Raw genomic sequence first — 24,907 nt, forward strand, 5'->3', positions numbered from 1 at the left:
ACATCGCAGGGCCTATAAAACACAAGAATTTGTTAATAAGTTTCGTCACTGGCCACTCACAAATAACAAAAATAATCTTTGATAGGATGGCTGCTTCATCACGGACCGAAGATCAACGTCGTCTTCGTTATTCACCTGATCGACTGCAGCTATCTAAAGCGAGCACGGACATGTCAAATATAAAATCAGCGATCATAGCGCTCCCCGTTTTACTTTGTACGGCTTCAGCCTCCGCTCGCGCGGCAGGGTTTATTGAAGACAGCAAGGCAACTATAAGTTTGCGCAATATGTATTACAACAGTGACTATCGAAGCCCCAATTCCTATCCCAAACAAAACGAGTGGGGGCAAGGTTTCAGGCTCGACTTTCAATCGGGCTATACACCCGGCACTGTGGGGTTCGGAGTTGATGCCCTTGGCCTCCTCGGGATTAGATTGGACGGCGGTGGCAAGTCTGGCACCAATAACAGTAGCCGTAACCCAAGCCCGAATGCAGGAGCTGGCAACCTGTTTCCGGTCGACAGTGATAATAAAGCCGTCAGTGACTTTGGCAATGTGGGTCTGACAGGAAAGGTCAAGATCTCTAAAACAGAAGCTAAGGTGGGTACGTTGCTGCCGAAGTTGCCTGTGGTTGTCAGCAATGATGGTCGATTGCTTCCGCAAACCTATACCGGCGGCCAGATCACCTCCAAGGAATTGGATGGGCTGATCCTTATCGCGGGGCAGTTGAAAAGCGCCAAAGGGCGCGCCTCTACCGACGATGATCCGCTTTCCATGTCCGGGGCACGCTTTGGCGCAGACACCAACAAGTTTTACTATGGCGGTGCGGACTACCAACTGTCGAAAAACCTGCTGGGGCAATATTACTATGGCCAACTTCAAGACTTTTACGCTCAACACTTTCTTGGCGTTATCCACGACATGAGTCTCCCCGTCGGCACCCTGAAAACCGAACTTCGCTATTGGTACAGCATTTCCGATGGTAAAAACAGCAGTGCGTCGGGCCGAGCCGATGGCTATCTTGCCAGCGGATATTACGGTACCTCCGCCGGGGTTCCGATCAATCGCGGAGAAGTGGATAACCGGACCTGGAGTGCAAGCCTTACTTACGGCATTGGGGGCAGCGCCATTACAGCGGCGTACCAGAAAGTTAATGGTGACAGTAATTTCCCGTTTATTAACCAAGGTGATGTCTATCGAGGTTCATCCGGCGCCGGAACCTATTTGATCACCGAACGCCAGCTTACGAACTTCAGCCGATCCGGCGAGAGTACCGTTTACGGTCAGTACAACTATGACTTTGCCGCGTTAGGCGTACCCGGGCTGAGCGCGGGCGTCACCTACCTCAATGGTAATAATATTCGCTCGGCAAATGGATCACTCTCCGAGTGGGAGAGAGACATTGCCCTGAGTTATGTCATTCAATCAGGACCGATAAAGGGGCTTAGTATAAACCTGCGCAATGCGATGTTGCGAAGTGACGTAGCCGGTAATGTTGATCAGAACCGCCTGATATTCAACTACGCCATCGCCCTCTTTTAACCACGGGCTTGTAGAACCAACGGCCCCTCAGCGTTTCCTTATCCATTTCACAGGCGCGCCTGGTGCGTATGCACCCTGCCCGCGTTGCACTTTGGAGTTATTCTAATGAGAACTATACGTATCGGCAGTGGTGCCGGTTATTCCGGCGACCGTATCGAACCGGCCATAGAACTGGCAGAAGATGGCGAACTGGATTACCTGGTGTTCGAGTGCCTGGCAGAACGCACTATTGCTTTGGCACAACAGGCGCGGCTTGTAGATCCAGAGGCAGGATTCGATCCGCTACTGAGCGAACGTATGCGCCGGGTTCTGCCGTTTGTTGGTCGAGGTATCGATGGGGGCCGCCGTCGCTTGCGGGTGATCACTAATATGGGGGCGGCGAACCCGTTGGCCGCGGCGCAGGAGGTACGCCGGATCGCCGCACAACTGGGATTGTCTGGGCTCAAAGTGGCTGCGTTAACCGGCGACGATGTGCTGCAAATACTGCTGCGCGACCCCTCGCACAAGTTGGATAACGGAAAAACGCTAGCGTCGTTGGGCGAGCAACTGATTTCGGCCAATGCATACCTCGGCGCTGAAGGGATCGTTGAAGCCTTGCAGGCCGATGCTGACATCATCATCACCGGGCGGGTGGCGGACCCTTCACTTTTTTTGGCGCCGCAGATGTTTGAGTTCGGCTGGGCAGCGGATGACTGGGTGCGGCTGGGGCGCGGTACGTTAGTAGGGCATTTGCTTGAGTGTGCGGGACAAATCAGCGGCGGCTATTTCGCGGATCCCGGCGTCAAGGATGTACCAGATCTGGAGCGCCTGGGGTTCCCATTGGCAGAAGTTGACGCCACGGGCAATGCAGTGATCAGCAAGGTGGCGGGCTCGGGAGGACGTATCGATACTGCTACGTGCACTGAACAAATGATCTATGAAATCCATGATCCGGCCGCCTACCTGACACCGGATGTCAGTGCTGACTTTTCAGGGGTGTCATTTGCGACTCAGGGAATCAATGAGGTGTGTGCTCAGGGCGCCACTGGCCGCGTTCGTCCCAAGTCGCTGAAGGTTTCCGTAGGGTTTCTTGATGGCTGGATTGGCGAAGGACAAATGTCATATGGCGGACCGGGCGCACTGGCCCGTGGACAATTGGCTCGCGAAATTGTGCTCAAACGCTTGAATTTGATTGGCGTGGCGTGTGAGGAGATTCGCGCCGAATTGATCGGTGTTGATGCCTTACATGGCAACGATTTAAGCTTTCGTGCTGACAGCGAGCCTTGGGAGGTGCGCCTCCGGGTAGCAGGCCGTTGCGCTGATCGCAGCGACGCGGTTCGTATCGGGAATGAAGTAGAAAGCCTGTATACCAATGGGCCATATGGCGGTGGAGGAGCAGCCAAGTCGATACGTCAGGTGGTGGCGGTCGCTTCGTTATTTTTGCAACGCGAAAACGTCAGCCAACAGGTGCATGTGGAGAACATTGTATGAATCGCATCAAGCTGCGTGAATTGGCTCATTCTCGAACGGGTGACAAGGGTGATACCTCCAACATCTCAGTGGTTGCCTTTCGTGCCGAGGACTATCAGCTCCTGTGCCAGCGGCTGACGATTGCAAGGGTCACCGAGCATTTTTCCGAACTGCTGGGTCAGCAAAATCTCCCCATACGTAGATACGAATTGCCCAACGTTTATGCACTTAACTTCGTCCTGCCCGGCGTTCTCCGTGGTGGCGTGACCCGCTCCCTAGCCCTGGATGCTCATGGTAAAACGCTAGGGGCGGCCTTACTCGATTTGACACTGTAACTGGCGTACCCGCAACTTGAATCCCTCGGGCTTCTTAGATACCTCGTTACCTTAGATGAGGCCAATTAGGAGGCGATGAGCAATCCGCGCGCCCCGAAGGATTCAAAATTCAATCGGTGAAACCAGTGACCGAAAAGCAGCGGTATGTGGCTGATGTTGCGGTACGTCTTGGCGTGTCGACGCACAAACGGTGGCAATGCCATGATCCGGCCCACACTACGGATGAGCAAATCCAGCACAGGCAATGGCTTGCAAGCAATCAGACTGGGCCGAGGACATCTCGGCAGCTGGGTCAATTCAGCGACAGCTCCAACACCTGGCAGCTATGGGTCCGCTCCCTGCCGGTAGTCAATACGGCTTGCGCTGGTCAAGTCGAATGCAAACGATAGGTCAGATCGGATGCAATAGGCTGGTCAGCGGCAATGCAAATGGGTGGTCAAGCCCATGCAATTTCCCATATGGCTAGGAAACACTGATGAATACCGATCTAAATACGTTATGGCAGCGCGAACGCAAACGGCGGGAACCGCTGTGGACGCTTGAGGGCTTGCGCCCTGGCGCTAAAGAAGCGAAACCACTGCTGACCTTGCTTGATGAGATTGCTCAACTGGATCTCAAGAGCCCGATTGGTGATGCATGCTCCATGTCCGTCGATGCCCTGGGCGAACTAGTCCCGGAAACACAATTTGTCGGGTGCGATGGCTATCCTTTCGTCATCATACTTAGCCAACACATCCCCCAACCTTGGCGTGAGCGATTCGAAGCGGCGAGCCCACTTTCTACGAGGCTGCCAGAGGGGAGTTATGCGAGTGTCCGGCGTCGTTTTCTTCGGGGTTGGGTTCGAGAGATGCAGCACCTTGCTGCGCACAGAGAGGCACGCATGAATGATTGAATTTGATTTGAACACCAACGACTGTGAGACTTTGTTGCGGCACTGCGAAGGCTTTGTCCCTGAGGGTGATGACCCAAGGGAGAAGCGGCGATTGCTGACGGCCTTGGACGTTCTTCGAGAAGCACTGATCAAGCATCTGAGTAACGACAAATCTCTGGAATAGGGACGGCGGGAAGGTGAGGCGGCACGTCAGCTATGTGAGCCAGTTACAGCCCTAAATCTCTGCCCAATTGATCCTCCTTCATGTGCTCAGTGGCCAGGTCATTGACCACGAGATGCCATTGCATTTGATGAGACAGATGATTTGTCAGACGGGATCCGATCTCGATGTAATCCTCTGAGATGCTGGCATATAAACCTCGACTGCTCACTACGTTTTGCAATACCTGAACGCACGGTAACCCGAGTTCGGATACGGTAACTCGAGTCGGCCAATCGTATATAGGTACACGCTTGTAGCTGGTGAGCGCATCTTCAACCAACCGCACAAACTCAGTGACACCACATGCCTCATGCACTGAACACCAAATGGCTAAATCACGCTCCCTATACATCACTTTCCCTTATTACGAGGTTTTGCGTAGCATGAACTTGTGAACCCCGAATTTGACGAAGATCAGAGATCTTGCCCACATCATTCATCATCGACCACAAGCGGTACATTCAGATCAACGTCTAGATCGCCTACGAGAGAGGTAATGCGGGCGATCAACTCACAGTTCAAAGGCTGCAATTGTTCGGGTCGGTGAAGAATGTCATCCGCCAAGAAATCGAGGATCTGGATTACCGCACAATCTTCTTTCAAGGGTTCAACCTCCTCCAAATGCCGTGTTCGTTGCCCCATAAAATAGAAACCATTCAGGTGAGGACACCGTGTTCGAGCTGTCCGATCAGATCGATCACGGCGCTCGCGCCCTCCTCGGTAATGAGCATTTCTAAAGGTGCATTTGAGTTAAAACAACGCAGCGGCGAGCGTAGGAAAACCCCGGCTGCCTGGACATCGCCTTCGAACAGTTCGCAGGACGCCTGTAGAGCAACGATCAATCCATACAGGCGTCGGCTCTCGCTCAGAGGAAAAAATCCTACAGTCGTTGCGTTCGATAAGAGTGCGGAAGACATCCCCATGCGCTTACCAAGCAGATCTTCATCGATACACAACATCTCGGCTAGAAATCGAAATGAGGGAAAAGGCATACGGTGCCTAACGACATCGTGAAATTCAATGCCTGGCGAAGGCAAATTCACAGTGCCCCAAATGTCTGTTTTCATGGATTCAACGACGAGCTTTCCGTGAGCTCATGCGCAGCCGCTTGAGGGTGACCAGTTGACGTGATCAAGGCACCGTACGCTGAGCCAGTGCTCCCCTCCCAAAGTCCCGACTTGGCCACAGACCTCGCAAGTCGATAATGACCTTTCTTCTGCCCTCGCGACTGCTTCACGGCAAGCCATATCACCTCCGGAATAGTAGAAGCGTAACCCCCCGAATTTTTCCTTGACCTGACGCACCTGAATCGGCGGCAGCTCAGGGTGAGAATCCATGTAAGTTTTCAGCGTGCGACAAAGCTCATCGATTAAATCCAGCCAACCTGGCAGGCATCCGATTTCGCGAAGAGGCGCACTGCAGAAAAACGTTGGGTAACGATCACGCAGGACAGGCAGCAGATCTTCAATCATTGGATTTTGTGCTCGCTTACTAATACGCAGATAGTGCCTGGACAGCGGGAAAGCTCGCATGCTTGCGCGCTCCTCGGCCGGCCAAGATGAAGATCGTGTCGTTACTTTCAAAAAAGCAGCCGTCAAAATCACGTTGATATCCGCTTACGATCCTATCGCCAGGCTGGTACTTGTTCTGGCTGTCGAACACCGCTGCGAGGGCATACAAAAGTGTTGCCTCAAGCCCCTGCGCTTTGATTTCTCGCTCCTGAAATTCTGGGAGCATCACATCCAAAATCATCCAGTGTCTGACGATGCAAAAAGGCTTTTCTCTGAAGGCATCGGCGGCCAGTTGGATCAACTCATCGTCGCCAAGTTTTGAGCCTCCTAGAGGGCGTGCTGAGCCGAACAGTAAATCGCTCAGCAGGTCTGCATCCATAACTCTTGTATTCATAATCTCGCTTCAACTCTTGCCCCGCATACCAGGTCAAGAATCTTTTCCCGATCCCCTTTACCACCTGGATAACCCGAAGCTTTTTTGCGACGCGTATCCGCAATTGCAGATCGCTCAGTGATAAATCCGATTCATATAAAGGTTGTTGCCGCCCGGCGCCCAACTGACTACCAAATACTGACTTCCTGCAACGGTGTGAAATATTGAATAGCCATTGACGAAGTTGACGCCTGTAATCCTGGACGTGCGGATGCTGGCACCTTCACGAAAACGCCCCGTTGTATCGCCATAGACTGTCCCCATCAGGATTGGAGGGCTGTCTACGGCTGCGAATAAATACGCTGTGATGGGCATACCGAAATCCATCTCCATTGCCATGGCGACTGCTGACGGAATCGATGGGCCACGCTCTACCTCGCTCATAACGCTGCGACTGAGAAGTGCATCTGAGTCACCCATGGTCGTGTTTGGTCTTTTCTACGCATCATTCAAAGTCCGCATATCATGAAAAACCGGACACCGACCGGCGCGCTTACAGCATTGGAATGTAGACATGGTCGATATGCGCCAGAACCGTTTCACAGGTTTCATGGCGTGCTTGGTGGACGCATGACGTCTCATTGCACTCATGAAAGGCTAACCACCAGACTAGGATCAAAACCAGTGTCTTCGCGTGGGTAGCCGCGAGGGTTAGAGACCACACGACACCGGCCTAACTTGACGTCGATGGCGCGATGCGTATGACCGAAAATCCAGAGATCCGCTTTTTCCAGAAGCGCATGCCAGCTGTTGGTGTAAGCAGCGATCAGATGCCCCTCATACTTATCCCCGACCACTTCGCGCACAGGTGCGTGATGCGTCACGACAACGGTTTTGCCGTCGAAAGGTTTATCCAGTTCATGGGCAAGCCAGTCGTGCGTTGCGTGATTTCGGTTGACCAGGTCACAAGGGCGCAGCTTGCGGAAGCTGTCATCAATACGGATTACACTGAAATCATTCATCCGTCCCAATGCGTTTTGGGCAGCTGCTACGACATTTCCAGTGGCGGAGAAATCAGTCCAGGCGGTGGCGCAGAGGAACCTTGTTTGATTCCAAATAAAGGTTTCGTTTTCCAGGACGTGGACGTGCGGTAAGGCGGCTTCCTTCATCTTGCGCAGCGTGTGATCAATGTGGCCACCATAGTATTCGTGATTACCGCAGATGTAGATGACAGGGCACTGAAAGGCTTCATTTGCCCATGTCACGCCCCTCCCTTTGACATCAATGTCTCCGCCCAAAATCACTAGGTCAAAGGCATTGGCCGTGGGCTGATAGGGCGAAAATTCGTTGTGCAGATCTGACAGCACGTGAAGCTTCATCAATGGCCTGGTCTCGATTTACAGCTAAATTGATAAGGCTAGTAAAGGCTCGTGGGCAGGCGTTCCAGCGAGGCAGACGCCGATGCTTTGGCACGGTTCTACAGCCATGTAGATCTACCCGGAAATCCGGCAAGGGGACTATATACCGTCGTTCCGGACTGCGCAACATGGCTACATCCTCGTTTTTCGAGGGACGCTGATGTCATTGAGCAATGGGTTCGCAGCCGTACTAAAGGCTGTCCGAGCGGTCAGAGGTTTATCTCAGCAAGACCTGGGAGATGTCAGTGATCGCAAACACTTTTGGCAAATTGAAAATGCGAAGTCCTCTCCCACCCTGAACAAGTTGGAAAAGCTGTCTAAGGCGCTTCAATTTGACCCAGTCACTCTGCTGACTCTGTCTCTCGCAGTCCGCGACGAAGTCTCCCCCTCCGAGGTTCTTCAGCGGGTTCAGAAGGAGCTTGCTGATTTTGAGAGGATGGGAGGGCTGAAGGAATTGGTCGACAGCATGCAATCTGGCGTACCCAAATCACGCGCAAGTGAGCAACTACGCAAGCTGGCCGCCGTCCAACTGTGCAAGCGAGAAGGCCTCACACAAAAAGCGACGACGGAGAAGTTGGGGCTTCCAAAGTCCACGGTTCACGACCTTTGGAAAATGACCGATCCGGACGAAGAATCCTGAATCTGATCTAGCATTGTCTGCGCTCGACGCCTCTTACCCTTTCTCACCTATCCTCTACCTGCGCCCTAGCTGTAATCACGCCATCAGAAAATGGAATGATTAGTAGGCTCTTGGTACTCGGCCTATGAGTTGCAGAGAATCGCACCCACGACACGAGAGCCGTCCAATGCCATCAATACTTAGCCGTTACAACGAGCTGTTCACGCATCTCGAGCACTTATTGAATACCAACCCAGCTCTGGCCGTGACACAAGCTCGTGAGATCGACCTTGATACACCTGAGCGACCCCATTGGTTGAATCTACGGGCGAGCATTCTGGTAGATGGAGGTGCGATGACCCAACAGCAGGATGCAATTGAAGAAGGCCTCACTTTGTTTCAAGAGCTTCACAGTTTGCATCCAACCACCCGCGTAACCTACAACTTGGCAAACGCGCTCGTCGCGGCGGCTGGGCATCCGCAGGGGAACTCCAGTTGGCTGGATCATCAGGAGCGTAATCGAGAGTACCGTGCGCAGGCGCGCCGGTGTTTCTGGAAGGTTGGCCAAGACGTTGATGCTGAGCCATCACTGAGAACACAGGCCTGGACGAATCTCGCGAACCAGTTCAGCAATAGTTTACGGCTGGGCGAAGCCCATGATGCAAGGCTTACTGCACTTGAAATCGACCCCGAAAACGGGGTTGCCGCATATCGCGCGGCCCGTGATTTGCTGTGGCTTTTTGACCAAGGAGGATGCTCAGATCTGACGCGCATTGAAGCCAGCATGCTAGCTAAAATCGCGCATAGAAACGAGGATCGAATTGTCGAATATGCAGGTGCGCAGGCAGCAAAGGAAATCGCAGCGTTCGCTAAAAAGCTCGGAGATCCACCACCGCGATCACCCCACACTGATCCGTTCATCACATGGGTGGAAACTGAACGACTAACGCTCGCTCCAGCTGTCGAACTCGTCGACCCAACATTGGGCAAGCTGGATTGGCTCATGCTCCCCGCGGTATTGGAACGCGAGCCCGGCGAAGTGGCAACGCCTCCACCTCTGTTCGCCATGTTCAACATGCTCAAGAGCGACTTTATTCTTGCCCGTGATCTGGCATGGCGAGCTGTCGACGAAAGCGTTTGGCCGAAGACAGGTCGATTCTCAGACACGCTCGACTTTGCCACCTACGGCCCGGATACCTCTGCACTCATAGTTGCTCACCGGACAGCGCTTGACCTCCTCGACAAGGTCGCGGTAACGGCGAATCACTACTTTGAACTAGGCCAGTCTCCCACCAGCGTTTCCTTCGGTACGTTATGGCGGGGAGCCAAAGATAAATTGACGGGCGTACGCCCGCTCTCCACTAAAGTCGAGACGGTCATTCGCAAAGGCGCCAAAGCCCTCTACGGCCTTGTGGAGCTCGCCGAAGACTATGCCGGCGAAGAGGGCATCCTTCGACCACAAAAGGAGCTGCGTAACTCCGGCACGCACCGCTTCGTGGTACTTCATGATCTTGGTGATCCAGCTTCCAGCAGACAAGCACCTGAAGTCGAGCACCATCATCGCGAGCAGTTTACCCAGGACGTGTTGCGCGCCCTGCGTGTGACCAGATCAGCCATTCAGATGCTCGCCCTCGCAATTACTCAACACGAAAATGGATTGGCACAGCGAGAAGGTGGCTTGGTCGGAGAGCTGATTATTCCTGACCACGACTGGATTCGGGGGCATGAAGAGGACGAATAGATCCGGCCGTAAATTCCATATCACACGAACCCCTGAGGAAGAAGCCGATCAACTAGGGTTCGCCGCTTCATGTGCACCCGATTATAAATTCGGTATAACCAAACTTACCAAACTGTCAACCCAAAAGTGTTTGTGGGCAAAGTAGCTGGATGTTAGAATTAACCATAACAACAAAAGGAGCAACTTATGTCGTATGTCATTCACATTGAACATCGTGAAATTCAAGAATTCGCTTGGGTTGAAATAACGGGCTTTAGTGAGGAATTCCGCTCTGCGAGAAAGTGCCGATTCCAAACTATTGGCTGGATTCTAGACATTGTAGATACCGTTCACAACAAAGTTGGGGCAGTGAATGTATTGGATGACGATTATGCAATAAATGCGCTTATCAAATACGCAAAAATGGATTCTGAATCTGCGGCTCGACTTCTAGCGGCTCCAAACTGGAGAAAACGTTTTGAAACTGCCTGGGAGGTTCTAGATGATCTAGAGCGCGAAGAGGCCGTGACCCTTGATTATGATTATTGGCATAATTTCTGGCCAGGATTCGACACCTACAACTGCACGCTGCGCCGATTCCTCACCAATTACCAACCTCAAATCCTGGACACCAGCACCCTCGATATGAGCTCATCTTGCGACGTGGCGCCTTGATTGCTATGAAGACAGAGCCGGTTTTTTGTCCCGGCTACTCCGACTTTGATGCGACCGGTCAACGCCCCTCTATTACCTGTATGTCGAAAGACTGCTCAGGAAAATAGCGCTCGAAACGAACTTTTGCATTCCCTAGCAATTCAATTCGGTTGTTGTAATCCCGGCTATAACGCCCTGACTCAACATTGATCAGCAGCACATCGCCCGTCGGAGAACGTCTGATCTCGCCCGCTATTCGAGCGGGTTTGAAGCCAGTGATGCTGGGATGTCCACGACCGTCATACTCAGCGGCAATTAATAGATCACCTTCAAGTGAAACTGCCCAGATCAAATTCCCGACACTGCCATCAGCGAACGACGGGAACATGTCCAGCAGCTTTTTTCCGTTCGGCTCGTACAATGTCTCCAGCGTCCTGTTTAGAACGATATTCCCCCCTTCGAACTCACTCTCCCGGAGATTTTTTGGTGCCCGGGGAGAGCCATAGGTATCGTCAAGGTGCTTAGCCCGACTGGATTTGTCTTTCATCAGGCGACGAAGGAACGACTGGTAAAAGTGACCAGAGTTGACGACCACTTCGTTTGGGTCAGCGCTTTCTCGAATCAGATCCAGCAGCACATTCCCCAAACAAATATCGTAGGCAAGAATGGCGGAGACCGCATTTCCCTGAGGAATTTCGCTAGCGTCAATGAGTACCTTGAACAGCGGCGCTCCTAACCAGTTAAACGACACAACCCACTGGAGTCGAGCGTAACTGGTGGTCAGGAATTCGACTTTTTCTACTTGCCAAGCCTCGCGCTCTTCCGGTGTCACCGTGCGAAATCCATTCCCCTCCAGCGTCGTGGCTGTCGGCTCATGCTCCAAAACTTCGCGTCGGATATCAGAGATCTCACGCAGCTCGATTTTCTGGCTCAGGGAACTCAATTGTTCGCCACCTGCCATGGCCATGTTCTTCAGTTCCTTGACAATGACCTGGCACGTTTCATAAACGTACAGGAAAGGCAGGCGAGCTTTTCTGTCACAAGGCACTACAGAGAAATCAGGTGTAATGAGTTCGTGTGGCTCCTCCCACTCATCCTTGTTTTTCATTCGCTGCAAGCCAAGCGCCCACTTGATTTCGCGGGGAGCCGCGCCTTCGATCAAGGTGTAGTCATCGATACTGATCAGCTTCGCCCGTGCATAAGGACCCAGTCGGTCATCATGCACATACAAAACCTCTTCATCCTGATCAACCTTATAACCCACTACACAAATGGCGTGCCCTCCACGGGCCCTGAAAACAGGCTTTGCCGTTTGACCACCGCCACTGTCAGTCAAATCCTGTGTTTCTGATGCCCCAAGAGGTATTACCGGGGCTGTAGCAGTGTCTACGTCTGCATTAACGGCAGGCAGTGTAGCGATGGTTGTCACGTGGGAGAACACTTCACCCGTAAGAATCATAGGAAGCGAACTGTCGATGTGCGCGATTATTGACTGGAGGAAATACGCCTGATCAGGTGCTTCCATGCTTTTGGCGTGGTACCGCAACCCTTCAACATCCAACGAGCGCAGGATTTGCTTGTTGCTCAGTTGCTGACTCGGAAAACTGTTGGAGGAATCTTCAACATGGTTGATGGCATTGATCGTGATTTCGCTGCAGGAATGGATGCTGCGGGTGTTACGCAGTTTTAGCGCATGCAAGGAAGCCCAGATAGCCGTTGTCGCACAAGCAGCAACAACCTTGTCTTGTTCCTGAAAGGCAATTGACTCCACCTTGAGCGAGATCCCGAACAGATCGACCGTGTACTCACGGGCAAGCCGCCGCTTGCACTTGTTCTCGCTGAGCTCATCCGGCATGACCTTCAAGCAGGTTTTCCCAATGAAAGTACGCGGTAACGGTTTGATCACCATGAAGCCAAGATAGCTTTTGTTCAGGTCATCGATTTCGCTCCCTGCGTCTTTGCCACGCTGCAGGATCGACGTGATCGTCCGATGGTCGACGCTGGACGAAAAAAAGTGAAGGCGAGCGCACTTGTGACCGTCGTTGCCAAATCGCTTCACGTAATAGCGCGAAAAGTCCTCCAGGTAGTCCTTGTCGACATAGTTGAATTCAAGAAGCACTGTCTTGGCGTCCAGACAGGTCAGATAGGTAAACAGGTAGTCGACCTGATCCTTGCTGAAAATGTCAGGGAAGTCGTCCCCAAAGCATTCCCTGACAAGATTGGTGAGCGTCGGCTTCGCGAATTCAGAAACAAGGTACGGAGTCATAGGCATAAAAAAAGCAGCCATTGGCTGCTTTTTCCTTCGAAAATAGTTAGAGGCTGCAGGTCTTAGCTAGCAGTGCCTGGCTTACGGCTTGGGAGGCGATACGCTGCTCAATCTCTTGGTCGTACTGACGCAGGCGCACGCGGCTCTCCTCCATCCGCATAGCGCGGGCATTGGAATCCTCATACTTTCGACGATTAGTCAGTTCAATCAGTGCGGTCAGACTCATGGCTTCTCTCAAGAAACGGCATGGATGATTCAAATTAGCATGTGAGCTTCGCTAAGCACAAATGGGTGTTAGCGCTTGTTTCTCACCGAAGCCTCAGCCGTTAAGCGGGCGTTCGAGCATCCAATTGGTCAATCAGTATACAGATTGTGAGCTTCAAGGAACACTGCCGTGTTCCCAGCGGCATTGTGAAAGCAATCCTTCCACCGTAAAGACCACCGTTGAATGCCAGCGTTCAGAATTCACGTTCTTTCACCTTAGCTTCGATACCCAAAGGTGTCTACGTCACTTCTAGCTATCGGCACATGCGTAGAAAACTGAAACGATAACGACTGTAACGCTCCTGCCTTACGCAGAAGCTTGACCCGGTGGGCACTACCAACAAGTCAGAACGTTGTCCGAGACCCATGCAGCACGAACGCTCTGATCACTACGCCAGCGACTCGAAGAATTGAAATGGCCTGAACCAGGTAGGCAGTCTCTTCCAGGCTACGGGATGCGAAGCTTCCTAGCGCAGGTCCCATTATTCCTCAGTTACCGATCCTGCACACCTCCACCTGGTACCCCATTGCGGTCAATCGCTGGGCAAACTGCCTGAAGTTGACCTTCGAGAAGAACGGCATATGGAGGACATCGTTGGTCTGCATGATGGCGAACACTATCTTGTTTCTGGGCTGTGTGGCCGAGTCGAATACGAACTGGAACTCCCCCTCCTGAGCTAGATATCCATTGACCTGGGCAGTCACGTCGGGATCATTGATGAGCGCTTCTGCGGATACGTACCCTTGGGAGAACAGGTGGCTCAGTACGCTGGACGATGAGTATTTTTTTACGTGGATAAGGTGGTTTTCTGGCGTCAGAAGGTCACAGAATTCGAATGGGCCCGCAGCACCGCTCAACCGAACCAGCTTCTGATCAAGTAGAAAGAAATTTACGTTGTCGGCGACCCGTCTTAAGTACGGGCCTTCCTGGTCGGTACCGTACCGAGGGAACTCCAGGGTGGATCGGGTGGCCGCGTCAAAGTATCGATTGACCTGATCGGTGTAGTCTCGATCAATCTGGAACCAATCACCTTCGCTAAGCAGGTAGATTTTTTCTTCGAACTCGATCTCCGCCTCAAGACAACTGTACATGGGCCAGGCGGCGTGTAGCTGCTCATCAGCGCCATACAGGTAAATACGCTCCGAGTTAAGCGATTGCAGTGTGACCGCCCCAAGGATCTGCTTGGCCAAGAGGGCTTGTCGAAGATCCAGATCGAAGACAACCGCAGGGCCGTTACGCGATCGTGCGCGGTGCCTCAGATAACCAAAGCCGGAGATGTCATCAGATAGTAGCTGGGGAGCTGCCGCGCGGACTCGATCAAACTCTTGAGCGTTAACCGCTACGACCAGCAACTCATCAAGCTGAGCCACAAGCGCGGCATCTCGTACCGGCACAATGAAGTCCATCCATGGGTATTTTTCTTTGCAGCGCTCGTCCTCATAGGCCAACAGCAACCGAGCAGCGATCTCTGGAAGTTGTTCGAGCCTGACATCCGAATGCAGAGCCAGGGAGTCCGAGCCACTCACATACTCGCCTTCATCTTGGTCGCTCTCGACGACGCCAGTCAGCGACTTGAGAATCTCCGAGTCGAATTTAAAATCGAACTCCGAGATCGACAAGTGCCGTGAAGATTGCGCTTTCGAGCGCAACGGGGTTCGATCAATGCTCGCCTTCTCCACTGATTTGATCAATAGCGGATCAGTCAAGCTTAACGCTGTTCTCAGTCCAAAATAGCGCTCGATTCCGAGTCCATCAATCAGATGCCTTGCGTGACCGAACGTGAAGCAAAACACCCTATCCTGCACCGCCATGACCAGGAGCGCCTTGAGCGACCTGCCTGTCAGATCCAGCTGAGCGACTTCTTCAATATTACTGAACAGCTGTGTCCATTTTGGGTGAGACGGATTTGTCTGGTGGTAGAAGAGGCAATCGACATCCTGCAGTAGAAATGAAATCGGCTGTATCCTGACTTCATCAGAAAGCGCGTCGTGAATAGTCCTTCCTGCCTTAAGCAAGAACACATTAATAGTGATCTTCACACGCCCTCCATGACTAAGCAGCTTGATGCCAAATTGACACCCACAATTGCGCACGTCAAGACGGCTTTAAACACCTGCAGTCTTCAGGATTGCGCTCTTTTTATACGCCCCCTGCCCTGCAGCATATCGACTCCAACTTGCTCGCAAAACTAATCTATGTGAGCGCAGATACCGCAATTGGCTTGGCTCATGGGACTAGAGCATCCGGGGCGATTCAGTGCATATCTTTTTGCCAATTGCCGATCGCTTTCAGGTCTTAGTAACCCGTTGAATCAAGCGTTCTCTTAACGAGAGACAACGGAGCGACAGGTACCTGGAGCATGAAGCGATTGATAACAAGCGCATCCGAAAGGCCAGAATCCTTCAAGATACCGCGCCACGTTGCGTGATCCAGAAGCTCGATGGCTTTCTGAACAAGGCTTGGTGATTCCATTTCAATCTGCTCATCCAATTCCTCTCGCCGAGTAAACCCGTTGCGATTGAGATAGGTAAAGCCCGATCGCGCCTGATCCTGGGTGATCAGATTCAGCGTCTGTGCACGGTAAATGAGCGCTTTGAAACTCACCTTCCAACGTAGCTTGAGTTCCCTGAGTGCAGACCAATTGAGGTACTGCCCTCGCATTGGAGGAAACTCTCCTGCAAAGCTCGCACGAGGCATCAACAAGGCGCTCGCAAACTGGTTGGCTTGATCTTCAGTCGTGCGACATCCCGTTTCGATACCTTGGTGCATGACCAAGTGGCCCAACTCATGAGCAATGTCGAAGCGTTGACGACAGGGGTTTTCCTTCGCAATGTTGCGAACGATGAGAGGTCGCTTGTTGTACAACGAGAATGCATCGACTCGGTCATCCGCATCCGCGAGGTTCACAACCAAAACGCCAACGCTTTCCACCAAGCGGGTCATATTAGCGATGGGGCCAATACCAATCGACTGCTCACGCCGAAACCGCTCTGCGGCGACCTCCATCGAATCGTGATTTAAAAGCGTGTCGTCGAAGGTAGAGAACTTCACGGCAGGAAAGTCGATTTCCTTTTCGAGTCCATCGAGAAACAGCTCAAACAACTCAACCTGAGAAGCAATGCTCTTCTTCACAGTTTGTGTCGATGAGCGAAGGCTTCGAAAGTGACATTGCTCAAGCTCCACAGAGCCACGCCGAGGGCTCGATAGAAATCCCTCGGTAACGCCCAATGCCTTACTGAGCACTTCGATCTGCGCCCTATTAGGCACGGTGTTGATTTCGAGCTTGTGCGCGAACTGCCGGCTAACGCCAAGCAGCTCGCCCAACTCCGCGAGCGAAAGGCCCGCGGCGCACCTGGCCAACCGGAGCTTCTCGGGAGAAAACTCCTCGCCAAATGCTAGCTGTTGTGTTCTTTCATCCATCTATCGGGCCAACATCATCTGTAGTGTCTGCATCTGCGTCTTTCTTTTTACGACGCGGTTGAGCTTCAGATACATCGACCTGCGGATGCTGTTCCATGGCGCGAACAGAAACACCTGAACGCTGCTCATGCTTCCAAAGGCAGACGACGTTCTGATTGGCGTCAAAACCGACAATCGCCGTTTCTATTTTCGGGAATTCAGGATCCTGGTTGCTCGATAGGTACACCCGCCAAGTGCAAACCTCTGGAGACACCTCAAACAAACTCAGTTGGTGTTGCTCCAACGGATTGGCCTTGATGCGGTGAGTTTTCCTGATGTCTTGAGGATTGTCCGTAACGACCTGAAAAAGGACGCCGTTCACGCTGACCGTGAAGTCCAACGTCGCATTTCTCAACTCCAACCAAGGCAACGATTTGTCTTTACCTAAGACCTGAGAAAGCCCCTGCAGTCGACCAAACAACAGCGTGCCGCGCGTGTAAGCGGTGTCGTATCGCGTAGTGGAATCTTCAAGCGCACCGTAGGCGACAGAGGATACTTCCTGACAAAACCTGTCCAAGTACTCTGGCTGCAGTCGGGGTTCGAAATAGCTGGGGTGTTGAGTCTCAAGCATTAGGCGGATCCTCAAAAACTATGCATATCGAAAAATCTGTCAACTGAATTTTTATGCAGTTTCTTGGATTTGTCAACCAGGTTTGCGCGCAGACTTATTGTTCTAATGAGCTTCCCAGGTCACTGAGCAATTTGACTGCTGACAAGGCATCGATACCCGAGGCTGAAGGCTAGGGCTTGCAAGGTGTGCTGACATAACAGTCTTGAGCATCAAGCCAGCCGTCTGGCACCTCCATGTAGAATTCACCACCGTTTGGATTGGCTGCCGCAGGAAGGCTCTCAAGCTTGATTATCTCCATCTGTGATGCCAGTCCATCCGCAAACCACCTAAGCGATTCAAACTGAGTGGCTGTTCGCAGGAAATGGAATTCACTGGCCCTGAAAATTCCCTGATCACTAAAAGGATGAAGTACTTTCCTTTGAGTCACGCCCCCAACACCTACCGCATCGCCCACCTCCTCACGTCTCATCCCATTGTCCGCTTCTGGCTCAGACAACACGTCATTCTTGACCTCAAACCCCCAAGAGACTTGGAGCGCATGCACGCCATCCATCAGAACTACCGGATTTAAATTTTTCTGGACAAGCAGGTCTTTCAAAATCGCCAGATCGATGAGCACGACGCCAGTGATTACTTCCTGCATAAATAAAACAGCGTTGGCCGGCGACAGGGAGACCGTGAATGAATAGTGAGGCAGCCATGTCGGATCTGGAGTAAGCGCAACGCACAGCGTTGAGCCGTTCGAGTGAGTTTCAACAGCCTCGAACATTGCCTTACTCCATCGACCTTCCGTTCTCGCACAGATATAAGTCAATCCCGATTCGGGAGATACAATTTCCATGCCATTCGTGAGTGCTGTGGCCATACACTCATTGAACTCGCGCTTATAACTCACCACTGGCGGCCCAAGAGCAACGCGCTTGGCAGGCAGCCCTCGGAATGAAGTGGCACCATCATTCGTGTAGAAATCGTGAAGCACTTGCAGTTGCTCAATTTGGCGTCGCACCCGATCGTTAATGTTCGAAGAGGACTTGACCTCGATCGGCACAGGATCAGCTTGAGCCAGAAAGCAAACATCTCCGTGCCGAATGATGTTCGTCAGATCCGAAAGTATCGCCGGTACTTTCATTTGGAGAGCTTTACGCAGCAAGCGGTATTCCCGTATCAACCCCTCCTTCCCCAACACAAACCCCGGATCACTTTTGATCTGATAATCCGCATCAAAGTAGAGATGCTTAAGGCTGTACGTACTCTGATAAATGCACGCGATGCCATCACCAAAGCACCGCCACAAAAACAAAAGATGGTGGATGTCCTTGACCCGCAAATCGATCCCCTGGAGAACCTTTTTCAGCTTTGAGGCTGTGGCTTTTTCAGGCCTTTTACTGGAAAGGAAGGAACGAATCCGTTGCCTGGCATTTTTGAGTCGCTTTATCCGGCGCTCACAATTAACGATTTGACGAAGGAGCATACGGTGCAACTCCCTCAGCGCCTTGAAATTATCAGGCGTCTCTTTGATCGCATGGAGCAACAACGCAGCCATCCCGAGGCGCAGGGTTTCCCTTGGATATCTCATTGTGAAATCTCCATTCCATTCGTTCTAGTGCGGGTCAGGCGGGCACCCACTGATGCAGCAGCAGTTGGTCATTCTTACTCGACGATGCAGGCGTACCTGCCGAATCTGATTCGACTTGATTGTTACTGCCCAGGCGGCTCCATTTTCGAGTTAGCACGCCTTTACCACAACGGTATGCATCAAGGCCTGACAATTGAGGCATGGACTCTCACTGGGCGGCGCCTCCCCAGCACCACCCTGCTAAGTCCGGATTCACTGGGTAGATTTGGCAGCCTTATCCTGCTCCCAATGAGTTATGCCCTCAACTTCGTGGGTGTTGTCTGCGGACAGCATCAAGGCGTGAGGGTAGAGATCCATCAGGTACGGCACGCGAGCGAAGCTCTGTACCGTCTCCGCCCATTCGTAGCGATTCTCAAAGGGGTAATAGTTCACACCGTGAATCAGAACCCCCACCACCGTTGTCCCGGAGGCATCGAACAATGAAAGGCTGTCGATGTTCTTATCCAGTCGTATTTCCTCAATGTCGATCCCCTCAACCGTCTCGTACCAGACATGCACGACTCCAGGTTTATCAGGAGGTATTTGGGCAATCCCATTTTTGGCGAGCCCCTTGAAGTGACGTGAGCGCCGTTCAAGCGAGATCGCGTGGTCACATCGCCATTGAGCTGCCACGCAGTTGGCAACGTCCTCCACGAAAATATTGAGAAAGACGTCCGGTGTGCCCGGCCGAACGATACTTCCAGCTATCGTCGCGATGCTACGTTTCTCATTACTATCCATGTCACCGAATACCAACATCTCTTGCTGAGGACTATTGGGCCTGACAGCGTTGGAGCGGTGATGACGTTCAAGGTGTGCCCTATCTATACCGCGAATTTCAGCACTTACCGAACCCTCCAGAACCCTGCCAGCCCCATTCTCAATAGCAAGATCCACCGCCCTAATCACATCATCCGCTGTCACACCAGAAATCTCGTCATGGAAGGTCAGGTCGACGATGCACCACGGTGCGACCTCAAGCATGTGCAGGCTTACCTGACTCCATATGCTGCTCCAGGAATCCTCTTCAATCTGCGAGTATTGAGTCTGCTTGTCCGCTCGTTTGCACTCAACGTACATCTCCATGTCATCGTCCTTGACGAGCAGATCCGGTGACTTTTTCGTTTCCCCGTCCGGCCAGGCGATGCTGTTCTCCGGGATGAAGGAAACCTCATACTCGTTTTTCAGATAGAACGAAGCCGTCAGCAGCTCGAAAATCTGCGTCTCAGGTTTCCTGTTTTTACCCAGCATCTTGTTCAGAACCCCGTTCACATTTGGGACTTTCCGAAGCTCCTGTGAAAAGGCACCGATGGTCTTGGCATAGGGATAGATTCGATCGCTGCTATAGGCACAGTCGCTGTATGGGGAGTCGTAAGCCAACTCAGCCACCAAGATATACCAGTCAATATCGTCCTCTGGCGGAACGAAAAGTTGAGGCTCGATCGGTATCCTCAGATCAATATTCGACTCTTTCGCTCGGATACGCTCCACAAAAGCGGCCCTTCTCTTGGCCCACACTTTAGCCCCAAGCCTATCCACCAGCAGACTGTAGAAAGCTTTGATTTTTGCATACTCAACCTGACGATCATCCACTGTGATTTATCCTTGTATTGATCTAGCTGGCGAAACGGTGATTGATCGACCTAAATCGACGGGGCCAGGGGACTGCTCAGCAAGCGGTGCTGCCAGCAGCATTCGAAATTTCTAAGGATATCCAGGGCTCGCAGCTGCCTCCGCCATCACCCAGATGCTAGCTAAGTCAGGGAGACAAATGATGCATTTGAAGAATGAAGGGAGAGAAGCGAGCCCCCCTCCCAATGACACTTTGCCGCTAGGCCGGCTCAACCTCTGCAATGAAACCACGCGTACGCCAAGTAGCTCTCACGTAATCACTGAACTCCAACCCCTCTTCCAAATCCAGGTTGTCGGCATGGTCACAGATGATCATCTGAGGCATCACCCCTGTCTGTTGGTGCGTATCAGTGCAGAAGTTGGCGATCTGGTTGAACATGTTGGTCACCGCATCGATATCATCTTCTAGCTTGTCCTGCCTGTTGGCCTGAATAGCCAATACCTCAGGGGCGAATTTCTTGCCAGCATCCAATGCGGCGGGGAAGTACACCTGCGTTGGCTGATCAAGGAACAGAATGGGCGGTATCTTGCAGCCTGAGTCGGCTCGGGCCGCGAATTGGTAATGCAATGACATGAACAACGTTAAATGCGAATACAGCCAATTGGCACCACTGCCCATTGAGCGCAGATACACCTTGGTGTCCTTGTCTTTTTGGTGCCAAAGGTCAAAGGTTTCAAGGTCGAACCGAAGATCGACGGGCTTGTAAGCCTCCTCGAAATCGAAGTTCTGCCCAAGCTGACGCATCTTGTCATTAATGTCGTTCTGAAGCTTTTCGAGCTCAGACGCGACCTGGTATTCCGCCATCTCGTCGGCCAAAGCCTTAACACGTGCCTTCCAATACGCTTCGGAGTCGACAAGGTCTGAAGGCGGCTTCTCGATACGCTGCTTGATGGCCTCTTCAAGTCTAAACTTGGCTCGCTGAGCAGACTCATCGACATTCTTCGAAAGCTTCAGGCGAGTGATTTCTTCATCAAGAGGCTTCAGTGAGTTTTGAACCTCTTTGAGCTGCGCCTCAATGGCCTTTATTTCTTTCTCAATGGAACGACGTTCCTCACCAAAGCTTTCACGTGCGTAGGAGGAGAGCTTGAGTTCTTTGTTTAGCCAGTGGATGGCATCCGAGAGTTTATTTGCTTCATCTTCTGGAGTATCTGAGTGCGCGTCGCAGAATGGGCAAATAGCAGCCTCTTCCAAGACACTGGAGCTCGGGATCGGCAGGCTTGTCATAGTCAGCCCAAATCCGCTTGCGGAATCGATAGATGACTTGGCGAGGCGCAGGTCACCCTGAGCGGAACGAAGCTTTATCATCAACTCCGCTTTGGTGTCGAGCAACCCGTTTCGTTTTTTCTCGAACTCATCTGACAGCCCATCAATTCGAACAGACCGCTCCATGACCTTTCTCAGAGCTGGCTTTGGATTTTTCCACATCTCCTCTGGGGTCAGCTCAATCAACGGAGTGCCGGCAAGTGCGAGATACTCAGACAGGCAATCTGAAAACAATGCGATCGCTGAAGCCTTGACCATGTCTTGCTTCGGAATCTGCAACTGAATTCGGCGCAGTTCCTGCTTGGCTACGTTATGCTCCTTCGCCAAATCGAAGTACTCTTCGCCCACGATCCCCATCAAAATTTTGAAATGTTCGATCGCCTGGTCGCGCTTGTGCTTCTGATCAAACCTGTAAAATATCGCATGCTTATTAGCAACAAGATTCTGATGCTGAAGCATAAAGGAAGGAAAACTGCGAATAGATGGCGTTTCACTTTTCTTACCAGTGAGTTCCTTGTGGAGCGGATCCTCATCGATATTCTCCAGCGTCACCCCAAAGTAGCGTCCAAGGCTTTTTATAAAATCAGCAAGCGGGACATAGTAACGAGGATCAAAAAAAGCCCCTACGCTCTCAATAAGCGCGATAAGGCTATCCGCTTGCGCACTAGGTACCTCACGAAGAAAACATTTATTGGTTCCGGCATTCCTTCCTAAAACCAGAACAAATGACGCAAACTGTAATGCCACAAAAAATATCTTTGACCGATCGGTAATAACTCCAACCGGAATAGTATCCTCACTGCTACCCATGCAGTAGTCAAAAATCTCTAAAATCGCACTTTTCCCGGTAGAAGATTTCCCGGTAATGACATTTAACCCAGGATAAAAAGGCACATAGTGAATTTTGTCCCGGGTATCAACTATACCAATATATTTCAGGAAGCATTTCATAGCGACTTAAGCCCCAATGTCCTGTAAATAGAAACAACTTCGATATCAGCAAAAATGGCAGCCAATTTTTTACTCATCTTCAAAAGATCGGCGTGCGCATTACCCGAACAAATCTTGCCAATAGAGGTCAGCGACATATCCTCCCCTACTTCAACCCCTTTCTCTGCCAACAATATCAATAACGCAGCATTAGTGAGAGACTTGAAGTCCTGAACGCGAGCATCCAGCCCAATAAGGCGACGATGATCATTGCACAATGTTCTTAAGGTGCTTCTTTTGTTTGCGCCCTTTAAGAACTTCTGCATTGGTGGGTATAGCAAGAGAGGCAGAATCAAATAACTGAGTAAAATCCCCTTTTCCTTTTCCTCTGCTTCATCATAAAAGGCATGAAGCAGTGGAGCCAAGGCAAATGGGGTGCGGTGGAGAGTAAAGATATGATCAGTAGCGCCCATTGTCACTTCCACAGTTTCCAGTGAAACTCATCATCGATGTCTTCAGGCTGTTCTTCTGCCAACAGATGATAGATACCATTTCGAAATTCAAGAGTGGTATTTTCAAAACTGCACAACTGCTCAGCTTGCAGGGCATGCCTCTGATGGTAAAACTGCATTGACTCTGCTTTCAGATCATCCATATCGGTGATTTTCCGAACTTCAATCATCCGGCCAGCTCGATGACTCAGGTGACTTCCAAGCTGATTAGCCTGATAGCGTGCCAAATCAGGTTTATGAAGCCGGCACTCCGAGAAAAGCTCCGCAATTGTTTGCTCGGCTATGAGTTTGTGTAGTGCTGCCTTCTTGATATGGTCATCCCCACCGACCTCTTGAATTTTCTTTACAAATGTAAGATCCATGAGGTCGGAAACATTGATTGTCCGTTTTAAATAATCAATGTCCACTTCCGGAAACTTATTCGAAAAACGCATATGCCGCGCGTTGAGCTCGCTGAATTTGTCGTCAAACATCGCTCGGGTGATTTTCCAACCGTTCGCCACAAGCTCGGTACTGCTCATGAACCCCAGCAACTCATCAATAAACTGCTGCTGCTTGTCAGTGCGAATGGCCGTCAATTGACTCTTTTTGATTCGATGTAGCCGCTCTGTTAGCGTTTCTGCATTGGTCGTGATCACAACCTTTTTCAGAATCTCAATCAGATCTCCCCTGCGCGCAGAATCCATCACTAGACGCTGGAGTTTCAGGGAAGCAGGAACGCTGGTCTTTTTTGAAGCGACGAATCGCTCCTCTGTGCCTTGGAGAATCGCTTCCATCGCGGATATTTTGTCCGCCACTGTCCGAGTGTTCCAGCCGGCTAGGGTGGCTTGGCTTCCAAACTCTTGGGTGGTCAGCAGGACAAGAGTCTTGTATGCCACATGGTCGAACTTTTCGTTCATCCAGTTCTTTAGGGTGTTCCAGAAATTGGAATGCCCGTCAGTGAGATCACCAGTATAAAACTTGACCTCAACCTGGGCCTTGCCGGGGACGGTCACATCCCCATACACCTCCAGCCAAACGCACTCATCCTTCTCAAGCTCAAAACAATGATCAACTGCGACGAGCAACTGATATTGGAGCGCCTCGAAAAGCTTGGTCGCATCGACGTTCAGCTTGCTATCCATACAATTTCCACAGCCGTCTTCGACCCCCGATGATTTGATCCGTTATCGGTTCATCACAGCTCGAAGAGATTTCCATTGTGAAGTGAATGCTATCGCTAGATCGCACTTTGAACTAGCCAAGCAGACCACTGTATATAATTACAGGTTATATAAATTGGATCACTTCCATGGTAACAGCACTATAAACATGATCGCAAAGCGCTATCACTCTTGAGGGGGCGCTCGCATTGCTTTGATCGTTTTGGTCGTCTGCGCTGGATCGAGAAAGCACAAAACATCCGGGTTGGCCACGTGAGTGCGTGGCGCTCCCCAGCAGGATGCTAAACGTGCGAGCTCAATCATCACGTCAATATCCAATGCCCTTGTTCGCTGCAAAAAATTAGCTTTGGAGACAGAAACTGGATTCAACATGGCGGTAAAAAATTGGAAAACGTAAACCCTGAAACCCAGCAATTACGGGGGTTTTGGCGTGGCACCATCTTAAGGAAGGGGGGATGATCGGAATTGCGAGGGCAATTGGGTTTACAAAATTCTGAAAAATAGTTGAAAAAGGGG

Annotated in this window: 22 protein-coding genes; 7 read left to right on the forward strand and 15 right to left on the reverse strand. The window is 51.5% G+C overall.

Annotated elements, in window-relative coordinates; all coding sequences use genetic code 11:
* Positions 1 to 179: 179 nt before the first annotated feature.
* The 4 genes from KGB25_RS07000 (at position 180) to KGB25_RS07015 (ending at position 4,217) form a co-directional block, all read left to right on the forward strand.
* A complete protein-coding gene (locus tag KGB25_RS07000) occupies positions 180 to 1,541 on the forward strand; it encodes an OprD family porin (protein ID WP_093230313.1) in 1,362 nt (453 codons plus the stop codon).
* A gap of 105 nt (positions 1,542 to 1,646) precedes the next feature.
* A complete protein-coding gene (locus KGB25_RS07005; RefSeq protein ID WP_093215748.1) occupies positions 1,647 to 3,011 on the forward strand; it encodes an acyclic terpene utilization AtuA family protein in 1,365 nt (454 codons plus the stop codon).
* The gene (locus KGB25_RS07010) at positions 3,008 to 3,325 is read left to right on the forward strand and encodes a hypothetical protein (RefSeq protein ID WP_093215743.1); all 318 of its coding nucleotides are present in this window, start codon (positions 3,008 to 3,010) and stop codon (positions 3,323 to 3,325) included. The genes KGB25_RS07005 and KGB25_RS07010 overlap by 4 nt, the downstream gene beginning before the upstream one ends.
* A gap of 475 nt (positions 3,326 to 3,800) precedes the next feature.
* Positions 3,801 to 4,217 carry a hypothetical protein gene (locus KGB25_RS07015; protein ID WP_093215737.1) on the forward strand — a complete coding sequence of 139 codons (417 nt, stop codon included), beginning with the start codon at positions 3,801 to 3,803 and terminating at the stop codon, positions 4,215 to 4,217.
* 634 nt (positions 4,218 to 4,851) lie between these two features.
* On the opposite strand, the gene KGB25_RS07020 is transcribed toward KGB25_RS07015, so the two are convergent.
* The 5 genes from KGB25_RS07020 to KGB25_RS07040 form a co-directional block, all read right to left on the reverse strand.
* Entirely contained in the window at positions 4,852 to 5,022 is a 171-nt protein-coding gene (locus tag KGB25_RS07020) for a type II toxin-antitoxin system PrlF family antitoxin (protein WP_197678818.1), read from the reverse strand.
* A gap of 53 nt (positions 5,023 to 5,075) precedes the next feature.
* On the reverse strand, positions 5,076 to 5,486 hold the full coding sequence (locus tag KGB25_RS07025) for an antitoxin Xre/MbcA/ParS toxin-binding domain-containing protein (RefSeq protein WP_093215723.1): 411 nt from the start codon (positions 5,484 to 5,486) through the stop codon (positions 5,076 to 5,078).
* A gap of 424 nt (positions 5,487 to 5,910) precedes the next feature.
* Entirely contained in the window at positions 5,911 to 6,309 is a 399-nt protein-coding gene (locus tag KGB25_RS07030) for a DUF6957 family protein (RefSeq protein ID WP_165939615.1), read from the reverse strand.
* A gap of 129 nt (positions 6,310 to 6,438) precedes the next feature.
* Positions 6,439 to 6,783, reverse strand: a complete 345-nt coding sequence (locus KGB25_RS07035; RefSeq protein ID WP_093215714.1) for a hypothetical protein — start codon at positions 6,781 to 6,783, stop codon at positions 6,439 to 6,441.
* Positions 6,784 to 6,950: 167 nt separating this feature from the next.
* Positions 6,951 to 7,682: a metallophosphoesterase gene (locus tag KGB25_RS07040; protein ID WP_223434681.1), complete on the reverse strand. Its 732-nt coding sequence runs from the start codon at positions 7,680 to 7,682 to the stop codon at positions 6,951 to 6,953.
* A gap of 199 nt (positions 7,683 to 7,881) precedes the next feature.
* Between KGB25_RS07040 and KGB25_RS07045 the strand changes: the two genes are divergently transcribed.
* From KGB25_RS07045 to KGB25_RS07055, 3 genes are all read left to right on the forward strand, one after another.
* Entirely contained in the window at positions 7,882 to 8,361 is a 480-nt protein-coding gene (locus KGB25_RS07045; RefSeq protein WP_223434682.1) for a helix-turn-helix domain-containing protein, read from the forward strand.
* A 166-nt stretch (positions 8,362 to 8,527) separates the two neighbouring features.
* Positions 8,528 to 10,081: an LA2681 family HEPN domain-containing protein gene (locus tag KGB25_RS07050; protein WP_223434683.1), complete on the forward strand. Its 1,554-nt coding sequence runs from the start codon at positions 8,528 to 8,530 to the stop codon at positions 10,079 to 10,081.
* Between the two features lie 186 nt (positions 10,082 to 10,267).
* Positions 10,268 to 10,735, forward strand: a complete 468-nt coding sequence (locus tag KGB25_RS07055) for a hypothetical protein (RefSeq protein WP_223434684.1) — start codon at positions 10,268 to 10,270, stop codon at positions 10,733 to 10,735.
* Positions 10,736 to 10,793: 58 nt separating this feature from the next.
* Here the strand turns inward: KGB25_RS07055 and KGB25_RS07060 are convergent, their stop codons facing one another.
* From KGB25_RS07060 to KGB25_RS07105, 10 genes are all read right to left on the reverse strand, one after another.
* A complete protein-coding gene (locus KGB25_RS07060) occupies positions 10,794 to 13,001 on the reverse strand; it encodes a hypothetical protein (protein ID WP_223434685.1) in 2,208 nt (735 codons plus the stop codon).
* Between the two features lie 25 nt (positions 13,002 to 13,026).
* Entirely contained in the window at positions 13,027 to 13,206 is a 180-nt protein-coding gene (locus KGB25_RS07065) for a hypothetical protein (RefSeq protein ID WP_121731952.1), read from the reverse strand.
* 527 nt (positions 13,207 to 13,733) lie between these two features.
* The gene (locus KGB25_RS07070) at positions 13,734 to 15,284 is read right to left on the reverse strand and encodes a TIGR04141 family sporadically distributed protein (RefSeq protein ID WP_223434686.1); all 1,551 of its coding nucleotides are present in this window, start codon (positions 15,282 to 15,284) and stop codon (positions 13,734 to 13,736) included.
* Positions 15,285 to 15,540: 256 nt separating this feature from the next.
* Positions 15,541 to 16,665 carry an XRE family transcriptional regulator gene (locus tag KGB25_RS07075; protein ID WP_223434687.1) on the reverse strand — a complete coding sequence of 375 codons (1,125 nt, stop codon included), beginning with the start codon at positions 16,663 to 16,665 and terminating at the stop codon, positions 15,541 to 15,543.
* A complete protein-coding gene (locus tag KGB25_RS07080; RefSeq protein WP_223434688.1) occupies positions 16,658 to 17,275 on the reverse strand; it encodes a hypothetical protein in 618 nt (205 codons plus the stop codon). Before KGB25_RS07080 ends, KGB25_RS07075 begins: the two co-directional genes overlap by 8 nt.
* 169 nt (positions 17,276 to 17,444) lie before the next feature.
* Positions 17,445 to 18,818: a hypothetical protein gene (locus KGB25_RS07085; protein WP_223434689.1), complete on the reverse strand. Its 1,374-nt coding sequence runs from the start codon at positions 18,816 to 18,818 to the stop codon at positions 17,445 to 17,447.
* 285 nt (positions 18,819 to 19,103) lie between these two features.
* Positions 19,104 to 20,483 (reverse strand): hypothetical protein, encoded by a 1,380-nt coding sequence (locus KGB25_RS07090; protein ID WP_223434690.1) that lies wholly within the window; start codon positions 20,481 to 20,483, stop codon positions 19,104 to 19,106.
* Between the two features lie 238 nt (positions 20,484 to 20,721).
* Entirely contained in the window at positions 20,722 to 22,737 is a 2,016-nt protein-coding gene (locus KGB25_RS07095; protein ID WP_223434691.1) for a DUF3732 domain-containing protein, read from the reverse strand.
* Positions 22,734 to 23,189 carry a three component ABC system middle component gene (locus KGB25_RS07100; protein WP_223434692.1) on the reverse strand — a complete coding sequence of 152 codons (456 nt, stop codon included), beginning with the start codon at positions 23,187 to 23,189 and terminating at the stop codon, positions 22,734 to 22,736. Before KGB25_RS07100 ends, KGB25_RS07095 begins: the two co-directional genes overlap by 4 nt.
* A gap of 2 nt (positions 23,190 to 23,191) precedes the next feature.
* A complete protein-coding gene (locus KGB25_RS07105; RefSeq protein WP_223434693.1) occupies positions 23,192 to 24,352 on the reverse strand; it encodes a hypothetical protein in 1,161 nt (386 codons plus the stop codon).
* Positions 24,353 to 24,907 lie beyond the last annotated feature (555 nt).

It is taken from the genome of Pseudomonas sp. BF-RE-21, from assembly GCF_019947305.1.
GTDB classification, from domain to species: domain Bacteria; phylum Pseudomonadota; class Gammaproteobacteria; order Pseudomonadales; family Pseudomonadaceae; genus Aquipseudomonas; species Aquipseudomonas migulae.